Below are 19,541 nucleotides of genomic sequence, written 5' to 3'. Positions count from 1 at the left end.
TGGAACTCCTGCTCGTTCAGCTCAGCTGAGGTTGTCGATGAAGTCGAATAGCTCGCGGTCGTCCGCGTCGTCGAGACCGTCGAGGTCGATCTCGCCGGGGTCTCGGTCGGCGAGCCTGCGCACCAGGGCGGCCAGCTTGTCGGCGATGCCGGACCGGTCCGCGGCGGACAGGTCGGCCGCGTCGAAGCTGCGGGCGAGCGCGTCGACCTCGTCGGCGATCCGCCGCGCCGGGTCGTCGACCGGGGCGATCTCCCGGCGGACGAACCCGGCCAGCGCCTCCGGCGTGGGGTGGTCGAACATGGCGGTCGCGGGCAGCTGCAGGCCGACAGCGGATTTCAGCCGGTTGCGGAATTCCATGACGCCGAGCGAATCGAACCCGAGATCAGTGAACGGCTTGTCCGGCGCCGTCGCGTCCGCGCTCGCGTGACCGAGGACGGCCGCGGCCTGGGCCCGGATCACGTCGAGGACGAGCCGGTCCTGCTCGGCGACCGTGCGGCCGAGCAGGCGCGCCGCCAGGGACGCGGCGTCGGACGACGTCGTCGCCCCGGTGGCTTCGCCCGCCCGCCGCCGGGCAGGCCGGGCCAGGGCCCGCATGACCGGCCGGACGTCGGTGGGATCGACCTCACCGAGCGCGGCCGGGTCGACCCGGACCGCGACGAACGTGGACCGGCCGCCCGTCAAGGCCGCGTCGAACAGCGCCATGCCGTCCTCGGCGCCCAGCGGGAGCAGACCTTCGCGCCGCAGGCGGACGAGGTCGGCCGCACCGAGGCCGCTGGTCATGCCGCTGCCCTGCTGCCACGGCCCCCACGCGACCGAGGTCGCGGGCAAGCCGCGCACCTGCCGGTGCTGGGCCAGCGCGTCGAGGAAGACATTGGCGGCGGCGTAGTTGGCCTGCCCCGGGTTGCCGATCACGCCGGAGACGGAGGAGTAGAGCACGAACGCCGACAGGTCCAGGTGGGCGGTGGCCTCGTGCAGGTTCCACGCCGCGTCCACCTTCGGCCGCAGCACCTGGGCGAACTGGTCGGCGGTCATGGTGGCGAGGAGACCGTCGGCCAGGACGCCGGCGGAGTGGACGACGGCGGTCAGCGGATGGTCCGCCGGGATCGCCGCCAGCACCGTGTCCAGGGCGGCGCGATCGGCCGCGTCACAGGCGACCACGTCGACGTGCGCGCCGAGTTCGGTGAGCTCGGCGACGAGTTCGGCCGCGCCCGGCGCGTCCGGGCCACGCCTGCCCGCGAGGACGAGCCTGCGCGCACCGTGCGCGGTGACGAGGTGGCGGGCCGTCACCGCACCGAGTCCACCGGTGCCGCCGGTGATCAGGACGGTGCCCTCGGGCCGCAGCGGTGTCGGCACGGTGAGGACGTTCTTGCCGATTCCCCGGGCCTGGCTGAGGTACCGGAACGCCTCGGGTGCCCGGCGCAGGTCCCACGCGGTGGTCGCGGTCGGCGTCAGCGCGCCGCGATCGAACAGGTCGACGAGCGCGGCCAGGATCTCCTGGAGCCGGTCCGGTCCCGCCTCCATGAGCATGAAGCTCGCGTACCGCACGCCCGGGTGGGCGGCCGCCACGTCGGCGGGGTCGCGCCGATCGATCATGCCCATCTCGACGAACCGGCCGCCGCGCGGCAGCAGCCGCAGCGACGCGTCGACGAAATCGCCCGCCAGCGAGTCGAGCACGATATCGGCGCCGCGACCGCCGGTGCCGGCGTGGAACTTCCGTTCGAAGTCCAGGGTGCGCGAATCACCGATCTGGTCGTCGTCGAAACCCAGCTCCCGGAGCACATTCCACTTGGGCCTGCTGGCGGTGACCAGCAGCCGCAGGTCGAGGTGCCGCGCGAGCTGGATCGCCGCCATGCCGACGCCGCCGGTGGCCGCGTGCAGCAGCAGGGTCTCCCCTGGCTGCGCGGCGGCCAGGTCGACCAGGCCGTAGTAGGCCGTCGCGTAGACGATCGGCACGGCCGCGGCCTGGGTGAACGACCAGCCGCGCGGCATCGGCGCGAGCAGCCGCTGATCGGTCACCGCGACCGAGGCGACGCCGGGGGTGAAACCGAACACCCGGTCGCCCGGCGCGAAGGCGGTGACGTCGGGCGCGACCTCGACGACGATGCCCGCGCCCTCACCGCCGATGCGGCCGTTCGGGTCCGGGTAGGTGCCCAGTGCCATCAGCACGTCCCGGAAGTTGAGTCCGGCCGCCCGCAGGCTCACGCGCACCTGGCCCGGAGCGAGCGCGGTGTCCGGGCGCTCGACCAGCGCGAAATTGTCGCTGGACAGCGTGCCCTTGTCGAGCGGGGTCAGCGCCCACTCGGCGGCGTGCGACGGTGCCCCGAGCGCGCCCGCGCTGGGGTTCAGCCGGGGCAGATAGGCGGTTCCGCGCCGGACGGCCAGCTGGGATTCGCCCGCGATCGCCAGGGCCGAGGCCACGGCGGCCCGATAGTCGGCCCAGGAATCGATGTCGACCAGCACGATCCGGTCCGGGTGCTCGCTCTGCGCGGTGCGCAGGAGTCCCCAGGCGGCCGCCGCCGACAGGTCGACCGGCTCGCCGGGATGGGTGGCGACGGCGTGGCCGGTGACGACGACGACGCGCCCGTCGTCGGCCAGCAGCCGCCGCACCCGGGTGGCCAGCGCCGTCACCGAAGTACGCACCGCGGCGGGCAGATCGGCGTCGGTCGAGGTGTCGTCGAGGCGTACCACCGTGGTGGTCCGGCCGTCGATCGTGACGGTGTCGCCGTCGGCGCCGGCGCGCCAGTCGTCGACGGTGATGTCGCCGGAGGGCTCGGCGGCGGTGATCCAGTCCAGCTCGTAACCGAGGCCGACCCGGCGCTGGGCTGCGCCGAGCGCGTCCGTCGACAGGGATCGCAGCGTCAGTAGGCCCACGTCCGCCACGGGCGCGCCGGTCCGGTCGGCGAGGGTCAGCGCGATTCGCGTACCGCCGGAACCGGTGCCGGTCGAGGTGGCCCGCACGCGCAGCGCGGTTGCACCGGCGGCGCGCAGGACGACGTTCTCCCAGGCGAACGGCACGGCCACGGTACCGACGGACTGGTCGGGCACCAGGCCACCGAGCAGGATCGCGTGCAGCGCGGCATCGAGCAGGGCGGGATGCAGGCCGAACGCCCCGGCGTCCGCGCGTACCGACTCGGGCAGGATGACCTCGGCGAATACCTCCCCCTCGCCGGCCCACAGGGCGGTGAGTCCCTGGAAGGCCGGGCCGTACCCGTAGCCACGCTCGGCCAAGCCCGGGTAGGCGTCCGCGAGCGCGATCGGGGTGGTGTTCGGGGGCGGCCAGGCCACCAGATCGGCTCCGGCGGTGGTGTCCCCGGCGGTCATCGTCGCGACCGCGTGCCGGACCCACCGGTCCGCGTCGTCGCCGGTCGTCCGCGAGTACACCGAGATCGTGCGGGTGCCCGCGTCATCCGGTCCGGCCGCCACCACGCGCAGTTCGGCGGCGGAGTCCGCCGAGATCAGCAGTGGCGCCTCGATCACCAGCTCGGCCAGCACCGGGCATGCCACCACGGTTCCCACGTGCAGGGCCAGCTCCACCAGCGCGGCGCCGGGCAGCAGCGTCACCCCGGCGACGGCGTGATCGGCCAGCCAGGGGTGCGCGGACGGCGACAGCCTGCCGGTGAACACCACCTCCGCGGAATCCGGCAGGCGCACCATCGCACTCAGCAGCGGGTGGGCCGCGTCGTCGAGGCCCGACTGCCGGACATCGGCGGCCTCGACCGGCCGCACCCAGTACCGCTGATGCTGGAAAGCGTAGGTAGGCAGGGTCACTCGCCGAGGGGTGTGCCCGGCGAACACCGGCGTCCAGTCCACCGGCAGACCCGCCGTGTGGGCCTGGGCCAGCGCCGTGACGAACCCGGCCGTCTCCGCGACGGAGCGCCGCGACGACGCCAGCACGGTCGACTTCGCCTCGAGCTCAGGGTGTTCGGCGAGGCAGGACCGGGTCATCGCGGTGAGCACCGCGTCGGGACCCACCTCCACGAACCTGCGCACCCCGGATTCGATCAGCGCGGTCACCCCGGGCGCGAATCGCACGCACCCGCGCACCTGCGTCACCCAGTACTCCGGGTCGAGGACCGCGTCGCCCGCAGGCGCACCGGTCACGTTCGACACGATCGGCAGCAGCGGCGCTCGATACGTCAAACCCGCGGCGACAGTGCGGAACTCGTCGAGCATCGGGTCCATCCGGGCCGAATGGAACGCGTGGCTGACCCGCAACCGGTGCGTGCGTCCGCCGCGCTCGGCGACCCGTCGCGCGAGCTCGTCGACGGCGTCCTCGTCGCCCGAGAACACCACCGCCTCCGGGCCGTTCACGGCGGCCACCGCGAGGCGATCGCCGTAGCCCGCCACCAGTTCCCGCGCCTCGTCCTCGGACACCGCGACCGCCAGCATCGCGCCACCCTCGGGCAGCGCGCCCATCAACCGGCCGCGCGCCGCCACCAGCGCACACGCGTCCGCGAGGGACCAGACCCCCGAGACGTAGGCCGCCGCCAGCTCACCGATCGAGTGACCGGCGACGACATCCGGGACGACACCGCACGATTCGAGCAGGCGGAACATCGCCACCTCGAACGCGAACAGCGCGGGCTGGGTGAACTCGGTCCGGCTCAGCCCCGCTTCGGGGGCGTCGAACAGCACCGTGCGCAGCGATCCGCCGAGGTGGCGATCGAGCTCGGCGCAGACCTCGTCCAGTGCCGCCGCGAACACCGGGAAGTCCCGGTACAGCTCGGCACCCATGCCGGGACGCTGCGCGCCCTGCCCGGTGAACAGAAACGCGGTCTTCCCCTGTCCAGCAACGCCTTCGACCACCGAGGACGAGCCGGTCCCGGCGGCGAGGGCGGCCAGTCCGGCCAGCAGCTCGGCCCGGTCACCGCCCAGCGCGCCGCCGCGCCACTCCAGCAGCGCCCTGGTCTCGAGCAGCGCCGCGGCCACGTCCCGCGGGTCCACCGCCGGATGGTCGATCAGCCACTGCCGCAGCCGATCCGCCTGCGCCCGCAGTGCCTGCTCGGACTTCGCCGACACCAGCAGCGGGACGGTCCCGGCAGGAGCGGTCACCGCGGGCGCGGCGGCGGCCACCACGGGTGGCTCCTCGAGGATCACGTGCGCGTTCGTGCCGCTGATCCCGAACGAGGACACGCCCGCGCGCCGTGGCCGCGCACCGGCGGGCCACCGTTCCGCCTCCGACAGCACCCGCACCGCCCCGGCCGACCAGTCCACATGCGGCGACAGGGCATCCACGTGCAAGGTCTTCGGCAGAGTGGCGTGCCGCATGGCCTGCACCATCTTGATCACGCCGCCCACACCGGACGCGGCCTGCGAGTGTCCGATATTCGACTTGAGCGAGCCGATGCGCAGCGGCTCGCCCCGCTCCTGACCGTAGGCCGCGATCAGGGCCTGCGCCTCGATCGGATCGCCCAGGGTGGTGCCGGTGCCGTGCGCTTCGACCACATCCACGTCGGCCGGGGTCAGACCCGCGTCGGCCAGCGCCGCCGCGATCACCCGCTCCTGCGACGGACCGTTGGGCGCGGTCAGGCCATTGCTGGCGCCGTCCTGGTTGACGCCGGTACCCCGCACGACGGCGAGGACATTGTGCCCGAGCCGCTGGGCGTCCGAGAGCCGCTCCACGACCAGCACGGCCGCGCCCTCCGACCACGACACACCGTCGGCGGCCGCCGAGAACGACTTGCACCGCCCGTCCGAGGCCAGCCCGCGATTGCGGGAGAACTCCAGGAACACCATCGGCGTCGCCATCACGGTCGCGCCGCCGACCAGCGCCAGCGAACTCTCCCCCTGGCGCAGTGCCCGGCACGCCACGTGCAGGGCCACCAGTGAGGACGAGCACGCGGTGTCCACCGTCAGCGCCGGGCCCTCCAGCCCCAGCGCGTAGGACACCCGGCCCGAGGCCACACTGCCCACGGCCCCGGTCACCACATAGCCCTCGACCTCGGGCGTCTGCCGGGTCAGCGTCTCGTAGTCCTGGTACATCACGCCCGAGTACACGCCGGTATCGGTGCCGCGCAAGGACATCGGATCGATGCCGGCGTGCTCGAGCGCCTCCCACGACACCTCGAGCAGCAGGCGCTGCTGCGGGTCCATCGCGATCGCCTCGCGTGGCGCGATCCCGAAGAATCCCGCGTCGAAGTCGGCCGCCTGGGTGAGGAAGCCGCCCTTGCCGGAGTAGGTCGTGCCGACGCGGTCGGGGTCGGGATCGATCAGCCGATCCAGCGCCCACCCGCGATCGGACGGGAAATCGCTGATGGCGTCGGTGCCCGCCGACACCAGCTCCCACAGCTCGTCGGCGGAGCCGACACCGCCGGGGTACCGGCACGCCATACCGACGATGGCGATCGGTTCGTCCGCCCGCACGCGCCGGACCGGCCGCGCGGACGGCGTGCCCGCCGCCGTCGGCGCGACCCGCGTCTGCACCAGTGTCGCCACGGCCGCCGGGGTCGGATGGTCGAAGACCAGGGTCGACGGCAGGGTCAGGCCGGTGGCCTTGCCCAGTCGATTGCGGAATTCCACGGCGCCGAGCGAGTCGAATCCCAACTCCCGGAACGGCTTCCCCGCGTCGACCGACTCGCCCGAATCGTGGCCGAGGACCGCGGCCACCTGGTCGCGGACCGCGGCCAGCACCACGGCGGCGCGTTGCGCTTCGGGCACGCCCGCCAGCCGTGCCCCCAGCGAACCCGCAGGCTGCGTGGTCGACACGGTGACCGGCGCCGGGCGACGCAGGTAACCGCGCAGTACCGCGGGGACCGTGTCGACGTCGGCTTCGCGACGCAGGACGGTCGCGTCGAACCGGATCGGGACGAGTCGCGCGTCCGGACGGGCCAGCGCGGCGTCGAACAGGCGCAGGCCCTCGTCGTCGCCGAGCTGCCCCAGGCCCAGCCGATCCCAGCGCGCGACGGCGACGCGGTCCAGCGCGCCGGTCATCCCGCCCGCCTGGTTCCACGGACCCCAGGCCAGCGCGGTCGCGGGCAGGCCCGCCGCCCGTCGCTGTTCGGCCAGGGCGTCCAGGACACCGTTCGCGGCCGCGTAGTTGCCCTGTCCGGCCGTGCCGAGCACGCCGGACACCGAGGAGAAGACGATGAAGGCCGACAGCTCGCCGGTCAGTTCGTGCAGGTGCCACGCGCCGTCGACCTTGGGCGCCAGGACCCGGTCGACCTGGGCGTCGGTCATCGACTCGACGACGCCGTCGTCGAGGACGCCCGCGGTGTGGACGACGGCGGTCAGCGGGCCGTCGGCGGCGATGGTGTCGAGCAGGGACCTGACCTCGTCACGGTCGGCGACATCGCAGGCCACGACCCGCACGTCGGCGCCCGCGCGGGTCAACTCGTCGGCCAGGGCGGCCGCGCCGGGCGCCGCGAGCCCACGGCGGGAGGTGAGCACCAAGCTGCGCACCGCGTGCGCGGTCACCAGGTGGCGGGCGAACAGCGCGCCGAGGCCACCGGTGCCACCGGTGATCAGCACCGTGCCGTCGCCGAACGACGGGGTGGCGGTGGTCGCCGGTGCGGACACGCGCGTCAGCCGGGGTACCAGGAGCTCCGGGCCGCGCACCGCGACCTGTGGCTCCGTAGTCCGGATGACGGCCGTAATCCGGTCCGCATCCAGTGGCGCGGCGGGATCCTCGTCGACGAGGACGAATCGCCCCGGGTTCTCCGACTGCGCGCTGCGCACCAGACCCCACACGGCGGCGGCGACGAGATCGGGCGCCGCGCCCGGGAGCGCGGCGCCGCCGGTCGTGAGCACCGCCAGCCGGGGCAGTCGTTCGTGGGCGAGCCAGGACTTCAGCACCGCCAAGGTGTCCAGGACACCGCTGCGCACGGCCTCGGGGGTCGTGCCGGTGGGCGCCCGCCACACCGCCACGTCCGGAACCTGTTCAGCGGCAGCGAGATCGGCCACCGTGGTGGCGGAATCGATTCCCGGCACCACGGTGTCGGCGAGCGCCGCCATGGACGGGGTCGCACCGCCGGGGACCACGGTGGGTTCCCAGCGCAGCTCGTACAGCTGCGCGTCGTCGGCCAGGGAGTTCCGGAACGCCGTGACGTCGTAGGGACGCATCACCACCGCGTCGACCGACAGGACCGGGGTGCCGTCCGGCGCGACGGCGGCGACGGACACCGCGTCCGGGCCGGTCGCGACGGCGAGGACGCGCAGCGACGTGATCTCTGGTGCGCTGTCGACGGTGTGGAGACGGACCCCACCCCAGCGGAACAGCAGCTTGCCGGTGGCCGGGTCGGCGGCGGCGTCGCGCCACACCAGCTGGGCGAGTCCGGCGTGCAGGCTCATGTCCAGCAGCGTGGGATGCAGGACGTAGCGTCCCGATTCCGCCGCCGGATCGGTCACGAGGGCGATCTCGGCGTAGACCGCGTCATCGCGCAGCCACGCGGCGCGCACGCCGGTGAACGCCGGGCCGTACTCGAGGCCCGATCCGTTCGACATCCGCATCGGAATATCTTCGGCCACAACGGCTTCCGCGTCCTGCGGAGGCCACGGTTCGTCACGCAGACGCGCCAGCAACGCCGACTCGCCGGACCCCGCCGACAGCGCGCCGGTCGCGTTGCGCGCCCAGTCCGCGTCCGGCGCGGTCCGGAAGGAGACCTCGAACGGACGCGACCCCGACGCGTCGGGTGCCCGCACGAGCACCTGCAACTCGACCTCGTCCGTATCGGACGGCAGGATCGGCGCCTGCAGGGTGAGTTCTTCCACCACCCCGCAACCGATCCGGGCACCGGCGGCGAGCAGGAACTCGACCAGGGCCGCGCTGGGCACGACCACCATGCCGTAGGAGGTGTGATCGGCGATCCACGGCTGCGCGCGCAGGGACAGACGACCGGTGACCAGCCACTCGTCGGTCCCCGCCAGGCCGACCACCTCCGTGCGGGCCGGATGATCCGAGGGGGCGCCGGGCGCATCGTCGACCGGCCGCAACCAGAACCGGCGATGCTGGAAGGCATAGGTGGGCAGCGGAATCCGGCGTGCGGCGCGACCCGCGAAAAACGGCGACCAGTCCACGCGCACACCGGCGACATGCGCCTGCGCCAGCCCGGTGACGAACTGCGTCACCTCGTCGGCCGCCCGCCGGGAGGTCGCGACCACCGTCGACTCCGGTTCGATGTCCGGGTGCTCGGCCAAGCTGGTGCGGGTCAGCGCCGACAGCACCGCGTCCGGACCGACCTCGACGAACCGGCGCACGCCACCCAGGGCGAGGGCGTCCACGCCCGGCGCGAACCGCACACAGCCCCGAACCTGACGCACCCAGTACTCCGGGTCGGTGACCTCGGCGCCGGCGATCGCACCGGTCAGGTTCGACACGATCGGCGTGCGCGGCGACGCGTAGGCGATACCCGCTGCCACGGCGCGGAATTCGTCCAGCATGGGTTCCATGCGGGCCGAATGGAAGGCGTGGCTGACGCGCAGCCTGCTGGTCTTGACCTCGGCCGCCGCGAGTCGCCGCTCGATCTCCTCGATCGCGTCGTCGTCGCCGGACAGCACCGTCGACGACGGGCCGTTCACCGCCGCGACCGCGACCCGATCGCCGAACTCCGCAGCGATCTCGAGCGCCCGCGCTTCGTCGATCGCCACGGCCAGCATCGCTCCGCCCGTGGGAAGGGCGCCCATCAACCGCCCGCGCGCCGCCACCAGCGCGCAGGCGTCCGGCAGCGTCCACACTCCGGCCACGTAGGCGGCGGCGAGCTCACCGATCGAGTGGCCGATCACCACATCCGGTGTCACACCGAAGGATTCGAGCAGCCGGTACAGCGCCACCTCGAACGCGAACAGGGCGGGCTGGGTGAACTCGGTCCTGTCCAGCACCGCGGGGTCGCCATGGAACATCACGTCGCGGAGCGCGGGGTCGAAATGCGCCAACACCGTGTCGATCTCGGTCGCGAAGACCGGGAACGTCTCGTACAGACCGGCGCCCATGCCGATCCGCTGCGCGCCCTGCCCGGTGAACAGGAATGCCGTTCGTCCCGCACCGGCGACGCCCTCGATCACGCCGGCGCCGGTTCCCGATCCGGCGAGATCGGCCAGCCGGGCGAGGATCTCGTCACGGTCGCGTCCGAGCACCACGCCACGCGAATCATGCTGCGCACGTGTCGAGATCAGCGCCTGAGCAACGTCGGAGAGGTCGAGCTCGGGATGTTCCGACAGCCACGCGTGCAGTCGCGCGGCCTGCGCGCGCAGCCCCGGTTCGCCCTTGCCTGACACCAGCACCGGGGTCATCGTCGGCCGCGCTGTCGCGTCGTCGATGGCCTGGACGGCAGGCGCTTCCTCGAGAACGACGTGCGCGTTGGTGCCGCTGATCCCGAAGGAGGACACCCCCGCCCGCCGGACCCGCTCCCCGGCGGTCCACGGTTCCGGTTCGGTCAGCAGACGCACCGCGCCCGCCGACCAATCCACATGCGGTGACGGCGAATCGAGGTGCAGGGTGCGCGGCAACCGCTCGTGCCGCATCGCCTGCACCATCTTGATCACCCCGGCCACACCGGCGGCGGCCACGGTATGACCGATGTTCGACTTCAGCGCACCGATCCGCAGCGGCTCCCGGTCACCCTGACCGTAGGCGGCGATCAGTGCCTGCGCCTCGATCGGATCACCGAGGGCCGTGCCGGTTCCGTGCGCTTCGACGACATCCACGTCGGCCGCGGTGATGCCCGCGTTGGCCAGTGCCTGCGCGATCACCCGCTCCTGCGATGGTCCGTTCGGCGCGGTCAGCCCGTTGCTCGCGCCGTCCTGGTTCACGGCGCTGCCGCGTACGACCGCCAGCACCCGGTGCCCGAGTCGCTGGGCGTCCGAAAGGCGTTCCAGCACGAGCAAACCCGAGCCCTCCGACCACGCCACACCGTCGGCGGCGGCCGAGAAGGGCTTGCACCGGCCGTCCGGTGCCAGGCCGCGCTGCCGGGCGAAGTCGATGTGCAGGGTGGGGCTGGCCGCGACGGTGACGCCGCCGGCGAGCACCAGCGAGCTGTCGCCCTGGCGCAGCGCCTGGCACGCCAGATGCAGTGCCACCAGCGAGGACGAGCAGGCCGTATCCACCGTGACCGCGGGCCCTTCCAGGCCGAACACGTAGGCGATCCGGCCCGAGATGACGCTGTGCGAGGTGCCGGTCAGCCGGAATCCCTCCAGGTCGCCGGTCACCCGCCGGGCGTAGCCCGACTCGCAGGCGCCGACGAAGACCCCGGCGTCACCGCCGCGCAACGAGGTCGGGTCGATGCCCGCGTCCTCCAGCGCTTCCCACGCGGTCTCGAGCAGCACCCGCTGCTGGGGGTCCATCGCCAAAGCTTCGCGCGGGCTGATGCCGAAGAAGCCGGGGTCGAAATCGCCCGCGCCGTCGAGGAATCCGCCGCGCCGGGTGTAGACCGTGCCCGGGGTGCCGGGGTCCGGGTCGTACAGCCCAGCGAGATCCCAGCCGCGATCGGTGGGGAATTCGCCGATCGCGTCCCGCCCCGCGATCATCAGGTCCCACAGGTCCTCGGCGGACGTCACGCCACCGGGGAACCGCGCGCCGATGCCGACGATCGCGATCGGCTCGTCGGTGCTCGCCCGCCGCGTCACCCGGCGCTGCTCCCGACCGCCGCCGGACACCCGCGCCCGCAGCAGTGCCGCCACCGCCGTCGCGGTCGGATAGTCGAAGACGAGGGTGTCGGGCAGCGTGACCCCGGTGGCCTTGGTCAGCCGGTTCCGCAGCTCCACACCGCTGATCGAGTCGAAACCGCCATCGGTGAACGGCTGGTCGGGATGGACCGCCGCGGCCGAGTCATGACCGAGGACGGCGGCGGCATGCTCCCGCACGAGGTCGAGAACGATGGCGTCGCGCTGGAATTCGGGTGCTTCCGCGAGCACACGAGCCAGATCGCTGTCAGCCCGGAGACCGGTCTGCCCTGCGTCACCGTGCTCCTCGGCGCCACTGGCCGCGAAGTTGCCTTCGGCATGGCCGTGCTGCGCGGCCCCGTGCGCTGCGGGGTCGAACACCGTCGTGTCACGCCCATCGCCGCTGCGCTGCGTGGTGCCGTGCCCCGGCCCCCTGAGCGTCGTGACTTCGTGTCCTGCGGCGCCGAGCTCCTCGGCATCGCGACCATCTGCGCTGACCTGTGTGGCATCGTGCCCCGTTGCGTCGGCCGCGGTGGCATCGTGACGACCGCTGCCGTTCCCCGTGGCGTCGGCCTCGGTGGCATCGCGACCATCGCTGTCGTGCCGCGATGCGCCGCGCTCCGCACCGCTGAGCGTCGCGACTTCGTGTGCTGCGGCGCCCGCATCGATGGTGGCGGGGAAGGTGGCCTCGGCCAGGGCTGTCGGTGTGCCGGTCCAGAAGTCGCGGCGCTGGAAGGCGTACGGCGGCAGGTCGACCCGCGCACCGCCGGTGACGAGCGCGTCCGGGCGGACCGGCAGACCGGCGCAGTAGGCCTGGGCGAGCGAGGCGACGAACCAGTCCGGGCCGTCCTCACCGAGACGGCGCGATCCGATGACCGCGACGCCGTCCGATGCGGCCGCGGCGAGGTCCGGGGTGAGCACCGGGTGGGGGCTCATCTCGACGAATCCGGTGATGCCGTCGTCGACCAGCGCGGTCACCACGTCGGCGAACCGCGCGGTCTCCTGCGGGCGGTGCCAATAGTCGGCGTCGAGTCGTGCGGTATCGACGCGGTCGACGGACGCCGTCGAGACGAACGGCACCGACCCCGATCGCGGTCGGATCGCCGCCAGATCATGCTCGGAGTCGAAACGCTCTCCGCCACGGCCTGATCCACCAGCAGCCTCGGCCGCACTCCGCGACCGGACAGCCACCACCCGCGCCGCGTCGGCCAGCGACAGTCCACCGGCGATGTACGCGGCGGCGATCTCGCCCAGCCCGTCACCGATCACCAGGTCCGGTACGACACCGGACGCCTGCCACCGCCGGGCCATGGACACCATGACCGCGAACAGCACCGGTGGCGCCACATCCTGACGATCCGCCGACGGCGCGTCCTCGTCACCACGCAGCACCGCGTCCAGCGACCAGTCCACATACGGCGCCAGCGCCTGCGAGCACTCCGCGATCGACTCGGCGAACGCCGCGTCCGACGCCAACAGCCCCAGCGCCAGACCGGCCCACCGGCTCCCCCGCCCGGGGAAGACGAACGCGACCCGGCGCGGCGCCGCCCGCCCGACCGTCGACCCGGGCGCGGCCACGGCCGCCAACGCGGTCAGCAACTCCACACGATCGCGTCCGGCGGCATAGCCGCGCCATTCCATGGGTACTCGCGTGGTCAGCAGCGACTGCGCGACATCGACGACACCCACATCCGGACGCCCGACCATCCACTCCCGCAACCGTGCCGCCTGCGCGCGCACACCGTTCTCGCTGCGTGCCGAGAGCACCAGCGGCACCACACCGACACCATCGGGCCCGGGGCGCGCGGCGGGCTCGCCGTCCACAGCCCCGGCCGCGACACCGAGAACGGGAGGTGCGATCCCTGCTGGCCCACCATGACCATCGGGCGCCGACACCGCCGCGCCGGCGCGAACGACAGCCGCAGCGCCATCAACGGCAGGCTGGCCACCGTGAACGGCAAGCTCAGCCCCGCCCGACGCGGCAGGGGCAACGCCGACAGGCGCCTGCTCCAGGATGACGTGGGCGTTCGAACCACCCATGCCGAACGAAGACACCCCGGCCCGGCGCACCGTCTCCGCCGACCACTCCTCGACGCCGGTGACGACACGTAAACCCAAGTCGTCGAGCGGAATCCGAGGGTTCGGAGCCTGGAAGTTCAAGCTGGGCACCAGATCACCGCGACGCAGGCAGAGCGCGGTCTTGATCAGGCCCGCGATCCCCGCGGCGCCCTCCAGATGCCCGATGTTCGTCTTGACCGAGCCGACGGCCAGTGGCGCGCCCGGCGCCCGGTCCACGCCGTAACTGTCGCCCAGCGCCGCCGCCTCCACCGGATCACCCGCGGGCGTTCCGGTGCCGTGCAACTCGACGTACTGCACCGACGACGCCTCGACCCCGGCCGCACGCAACGCGGCGGTGATCGCCGCCGCCTGCGCCGCCCGGCTCGGCGCACTGAGCACCCGGCGTTCGTTGCCGGTGGTGACCGCGCTGCCCCGGATCACGGCATGGATCCGGTCCCCGTCGGCCACCGCTCGGTCCAGTGGTTTCAGCACCACCATGCCGCCGCCCTCGCCGCGCACGAACCCGTCGGCCCTGGCGTCGAAGGTGTAGCAGGCGCCCAGCGCCGACTGCGCGCCGAACTGCTCGATCCGCGCACCGCTGGACGGTGACAGGATCAGGTTCAGGCCGCCGGCCAGCGCCACCTCGCTCTCGCCGCTGCGCAGGCTCTCGCACGCCAGGTGCACCGCGACGAGCGAGGACGCCTGGGCGCTGTCGACGACGAGACTCGGTCCGCCGAAACCGAAGTGGTTGGAGATCCGGTTGGCGATGATGCCGCGCCCGGCACCCCACAGCGAGTGCCTGCTGACGCCGGGACCACCGCGCGAGGCCATCAGCTCGGCGAAATCGCTGCCGGTGCTGCCGAGGAAGACGCCGTACCGCCGCGGCTCGTCCGCCGCGGCCGCCAGCCCGGCGTCCTCGAGCGCTTCCCAGCTCAGCTCGAGCGCCAGCAGCTGCTGCGGATCGACCGCGCGCGCTTCGACGGGCGAGACCCCGAAGAAGTCAGCATCGAAAGCACCTACAGTGTCGAGGAATCCGGCCCGCTCGGTGATCCCGTCGCGCCCGGCGGGCGCGGTGCCGATCGCGGCGCGCCCGGTACTGAGCAGCTGCCAGAAACCCTCGAGATCGGCGGCACCCGGCAATCTGCAGGACATACCGACAATCGCGACGTCGAACGTCGAACCGGTCACCTCTGAACATCCTTCCGCGAAAGCACGTTATTTCCCCCCGTAGCCCCCTACCGAGTGAATGTCGGGGTTACCAGAGCGCGGAGCTGGTCATGTCACCATCGATTCGTAGTGCTGACTGATGAGGTCGACGACTCAGACGATTCGTGCGTCAACACAACGAATCTCGATGCGGTCGAGCAGAGGGGTGCGGAATGTCGTCCGCGGATAGCCGTAGCCGCGCAGTCGGTGCGGGCCGGGCGCGGCGGGAGTCAGCCGTTCGGCCGGAAAGCTGACGCGCTACGTCGCCATTCCGGCGGCCCGAGGCGCGGGTCTGAGGGCGTCTCGACCGGGCGAACCGGCGCGGCGATCCCTCTCGAAAGGTTCGAACGGCAGAACAGGACTCATTGAACTGCACAGTATTTGGGGTGTCTCGAGCTTGTCAACCGTCCGGTTTCTTCCCATTCATCGTGCTGATTACTCACAAAGCTTCCCACGTTCCGGGCCGCTTCGCAGTGTTCGGTGGCTGGGAAGTTGCCGGGTGCTGGTACCGTTCGACCGTTCCGCGCCGGTCGCGCGTCAAGCCCGCATCGACCCCGCCGATCGCGCTCGTGCTCCGCCGGGGCTCCACCGCCCTCTCGTTGTCGCATTGCCCTGCGTATTCCGGGCTTCGGGCCCGATGGATGGAAGGTGTGATCACTGATGCGTCGAGCCTGGTCCGGACTGGTCGCGGCAGCGCTGACCGCGGCGACCGTCGCCACGAGCAGTCCCGCCCTGGCCGACGAGTGGTGGCCGTTCGGCGTCCTGCCCGAGGGGCTCAGCTGCGCGGCGCTCCCCCTGCCCGGCCGGGCGGGAGCCTGGCCGCTGCCGATGCACTTCCCCTCCGTCGGGATCGGTTTGCTGACGATGCCGTTCGCGCCCGTGGGCGTCGTCGATCGACTCCCCGCCCGCGTCGAGTTGCGGACGCCGCGGACCGGTTTCAACGAGGCCTGGCAGTTCGCGCTGCTCGACGGCAACCTCTACCTGAAGGCCGCGGTGGGCGAATCCGGCTGGCGGACAGCGCCACTGCCCAACTGCCTGCGCGGGCAGATCTCGGCGATCTCGGTGGATCGCAGCAGGTTGGTCGCGCTGGTGCCGGGCGGGCGGGTGTTCACACTGGAGTCGGCCGATCAGACGCCCGAACTGTGGTGGTGGACGGCACGATTCGGGTCCCCGATCTGGCTGGACCCGACCGGGACCAGGGTCCGGCCCGCATCCAGGGCGTGGAGCCTGTCCTGGCTCGACCCGGAATACGTGCAGCTGATCCCGTTCCGGCAGCAGGGCTTCTGGACCGATCCGACGGGCAAGCAGCAGCCGGTCGGCGGCGCCGGGGTGACGACGGTGTTCGTCCTCTCGCCGGAGGGCAACCGGATCGTCATCCTCGATCCCTGGCTGCCCGGCAGCGATCCGCTGAGGATCAGCGATCCCGAGTTCGCCGACGACTACAGCTACGAGCTGCCCGGCCCACTCGACGGGCGTTTCCAGTCGATCAATCTCAGCGCCTCGGGCTCGACGACCTTCCTGATCAACGAGTACGGCGACATGTACACCCGGCTCTGGGACTTCGACATCTCCGGCGCCGACACCCTGTTCTTCTCCTATACCTATGGCGACAAGCCCGATCTCGCCGAGGCGCCGACCAACTTCGACGCCTGGGTCGGCCAGTTCGAGTTCCTGCGCCCGTTCTTCCCGCAGTACACCGGCATCCATCTGCCGCCGCCCGCGTGGGTGCGCCAGCCCAAGATCCCGGGCGAGATCACCTCGACGATCAGCATCCACACCACCGGCGGCCGGTCCGAGCAGCGGGAGCTGCGCGTGGAGGGGCGCCACGACGGCCGGACCGGCTTCTGGCACAAGCCCGTCGAGGCCGGCGACTGGTCCTTCACCGTCAACGACCGTCCGCTGACGGCCGAGGTGCTCGACAACCGTCCCGGCGACACGTCAGCCCTGACGATGGTCGGCGCGACCGGCGTCGACTACGACTACCGCGACCCGGCCGGCTGGACGATGAGCCTGCGCGACTACGACTACGCCGACGATGTGATGCCGGTCCGCGTCTGCACGGCCGACAACGCCTGCACCGACCTGAGCCTGTTCCTCGCGAGCACCCCGCGCTTCGGCTGGCAGCCCGAGGGCCTGTCCGCGACGCCCCGCACCTATCACGGCCTGCTGCAGTCGCCCGAGTCCGACTGGAACGCCCTGCCCGCGGGGGTGCGCGCCGTCGTCGAGCGCATCACCGGTGCCGATCGCGGCGCGAATGTCGTCGCCACCTCGAACACCGGCGAGTTCACGCTGAGCACCACCGAGGGCTTCCAGGTCGTGCTCCGGCGCTCGTGAGCAACGCGCGAGGCCGGAGTCGCCCGATCGGGCGCGGATTTCACGCCGGGGCCGGCTCCGGCGCGGAGGTCGCGGAGGTGGTGGCGAGGTGGCGGGCGACCAGCATCGCGGCGAAGGCCGTCACGAGCATGGCGATCAGGACGGCGATCGAGGTCCAGAACATGGTGTCGTAGAGGGCGATGTCGGCGCGGATGACGGCACGGCGGGCGAAGGTCATCGGGGCGATGTCGGTGAAGGGACGGAACGCGGGCGGGGTCGTGCCCGCGGGGAACACCCCGCCGAAGGCGAAGATCTGGAACATGTAGAAGGCGAAGGCGGCGATCGAGCCGGTGACGCGGCCGAACACCACGATGAACAGCTGCGTGGTGACCGCGGCCACCGCGCCGACCAGGACGATCACGGCCGCCATGACCGGCCACCGCTCGGGCGACCAGCCCGCCGAACTGCCGTAGCCGGCGGCCAGCGCGGTCAGGACGACGACGCCGACCACGCCCACCGCGGAACCGCGCAGCAGCGGCACGGCGGTGCGCCGCCACAGGGTGGTGCCGGTCGCGGCGCCACGCCACGGGCGCACCAGCATCCAGAGCACGATGGCGGCCAGGAACGCCCCCATGACCACCAGGACGGGGCCCGCGCCACCGGCGATCTCCTTGGTGCTGCGGTCACCGCCGCGCACCAGCTGGCTCGGCTCCTGGTTGCGGACATCCATGGAGACGGGCTGGGCGATCACGTCCGCGGAGGCGGTGGGGTCGGTGATGTGCGGCGCGGCGGTGGCGCCGTCGCGGAGCCCGCTGTCGAGTTGTGCCGCACCGTCGTCCAGCTGGGTGGCGCCGTCGCGGAGTTCACGGCCACCGGCGGCGAGCTGACCGAGGCCGGTGGAGAGTTCGGCGGCGCCTGCGCCGAGTTCGCCCGCGCCGTCGCGGAGTTGGCCGGAGCCGTCGGCGAGGGCCAGGACACCGGCGCGGTATTCGGCCGTGGGGTCGGTCAGCTGGCGAGCCAGTTCCGCGGTGCCGTCGCGCAATTGGGCGAGCTGGCCGACCAGCGAATCGGGGTCGGTGGGGCCGACCTGCCCGAGCAGGTCCTTCAGCTGGACAGCGGCGTCGGCCAGGGCCGGGTCGGCGTTCCTGCTCAGCTCGTCGAGCAGCGGGTTCAGCTGGGTCGCGAGTTGTCCGGCGGGCGCGAGAGCGTCGAGCAGGGGCGTGATGATCTGGTCGACGCCGTCGCGGATCTGGGTCGCGCCGGTGCCGAGCTGGTCGGTGCCGGTCACCAATTCGTCGGCACCGGCGGCGAGTTGCACGGTGCCCGCGTGGAGCTCGCGGGCGCCCGCCACCAGCTGGGACGCGCCGAGGGCGGCCTCGTCGAGACCGGCCGAGAGTTGGCCGGAGCCGTCGGCGAGCTGGGCGGTGCCCTGCGCCAGCTGAGTCGCGCCCTGGGACGCCTCACCGATGCCCGCACCCAGACTGTTGACGCCGACCAGGACCTGCGAGGCGTAGCCGCGGCCGATGGTGGCGGCGATCTGGTGCCGGGCGTCGGCGATCACGCTGTTGGCGACGGCGGGGCCGAGGGTTCCGTTGAAATCGTTGTACCAGACCGCGATTCGGGCACGCTGTGGCACGGGATCGGTCACGCTCAGCACATTGCGGGTGAAGTCCGCGGGGATGACGACGGAGAAGGCGTAGCGGCTCTCGCGCAGGCCCTGCACGGCTTCGGCGCTGCTGACCCGATGGAACTTCAGCTCGCCGCCGGACACCAGGGTATCGAGGATCTCGGTACCCATGTTCTGGGCCTTGCCGTCGGAGACGCCGCCGACATCGTCGCTGGCGACGGCCACCGGGATCTGCTTCAGATACAGCTCCGGATCCCACATGATCCACATGTAGACCGCCGAGATCAGCGTCGGCACCACCAGGAACAGCACGACGAGCACGCGCAGCGGTCCCGCAGCCCGGCGCGAGCGGAGCAGCTCGCCGACGCGAGTGCGAAGGGATGTCGATCTGTCTGCCATGGCGGAACCCCGATACTGCCCAGTGAACGTTGGCGCCCAAGCTAGTTGGTCACCCGTCCAGCATGGGGGGAATCGGCGAAATTGTCCTGCCGAGTCGGCGAATCGCCGCATCACCCCCGCCCAGCGCCGCCGTGCGAGAGCACCCCGGCCACACCGAGACCGCACGCCCAGAAGACCGGGATCGACCGGAGCGCGACCAGTCCCCGCGGGCAACGCAAAAGGCCCGGAACCTGGCGGTTCCGGGCCTTTTCTTTGTAGCGGGGACAGGATTTGAACCTGCGACCTCTGGGTTATGAGCCCAGCGAGCTACCGAGCTGCTCCACCCCGCGTCGGTGAATACAACATT

3 protein-coding genes and 1 tRNA gene are annotated in these 19,541 nt (G+C 72.3%); 1 reads left to right on the top strand and 3 read right to left on the bottom strand.

Annotated elements, in window-relative coordinates; translation table 11 throughout:
* Nucleotides 1-21 precede the first annotated feature (21 nt).
* Nucleotides 22-14,838, bottom strand: a complete 14,817-nt coding sequence (locus tag AB0H54_RS07855) for an SDR family NAD(P)-dependent oxidoreductase (RefSeq protein WP_357343629.1) — start codon at nt 14,836-14,838, stop codon at nt 22-24.
* Nucleotides 14,839-15,516: 678 nt separating this feature from the next.
* Between AB0H54_RS07855 and AB0H54_RS07850 the strand changes: the two genes are divergently transcribed.
* Nucleotides 15,517-17,190, top strand: coding sequence for a hypothetical protein (locus AB0H54_RS07850; protein ID WP_357343627.1), 1,674 nt, complete (start codon nt 15,517-15,519; stop codon nt 17,188-17,190).
* Between the two features lie 40 nt (nt 17,191-17,230).
* Here the strand turns inward: AB0H54_RS07850 and AB0H54_RS07845 are convergent, their stop codons facing one another.
* Both AB0H54_RS07845 and AB0H54_RS07840 read right to left on the bottom strand, forming a co-directional pair.
* On the bottom strand, nt 17,231-19,195 hold the full coding sequence (locus AB0H54_RS07845) for a YhgE/Pip family protein (RefSeq protein ID WP_357343625.1): 1,965 nt from the start codon (nt 19,193-19,195) through the stop codon (nt 17,231-17,233).
* Between the two features lie 255 nt (nt 19,196-19,450).
* Nucleotides 19,451-19,524 (bottom strand) — tRNA-Met (locus AB0H54_RS07840).
* Nucleotides 19,525-19,541 lie beyond the last annotated feature (17 nt).

It is taken from the genome of Nocardia sp. NPDC050718, assembly GCF_040654235.1.
In the GTDB taxonomy this organism is placed as follows: Bacteria; Actinomycetota; Actinomycetes; order Mycobacteriales; family Mycobacteriaceae; genus Nocardia.
Note: the sequence above shows the minus strand (reverse complement) of the source record. Positions and strands in the feature narration are given on the sequence as shown.

Bases quoted from the DNA above. Each gene is read 5' to 3' on its own strand.
- AB0H54_RS07850 (WP_357343627.1), top strand. From the start codon at position 15,517: ATGCGTCGAGCCTGGTCCGGACTGGTCGCGGCAGCGCTGACCGCGGCG.
- AB0H54_RS07845 (WP_357343625.1), bottom strand. From the start codon at position 19,195: ATGGCAGACAGATCGACATCCCTTCGCACTCGCGTCGGCGAGCTGCTC.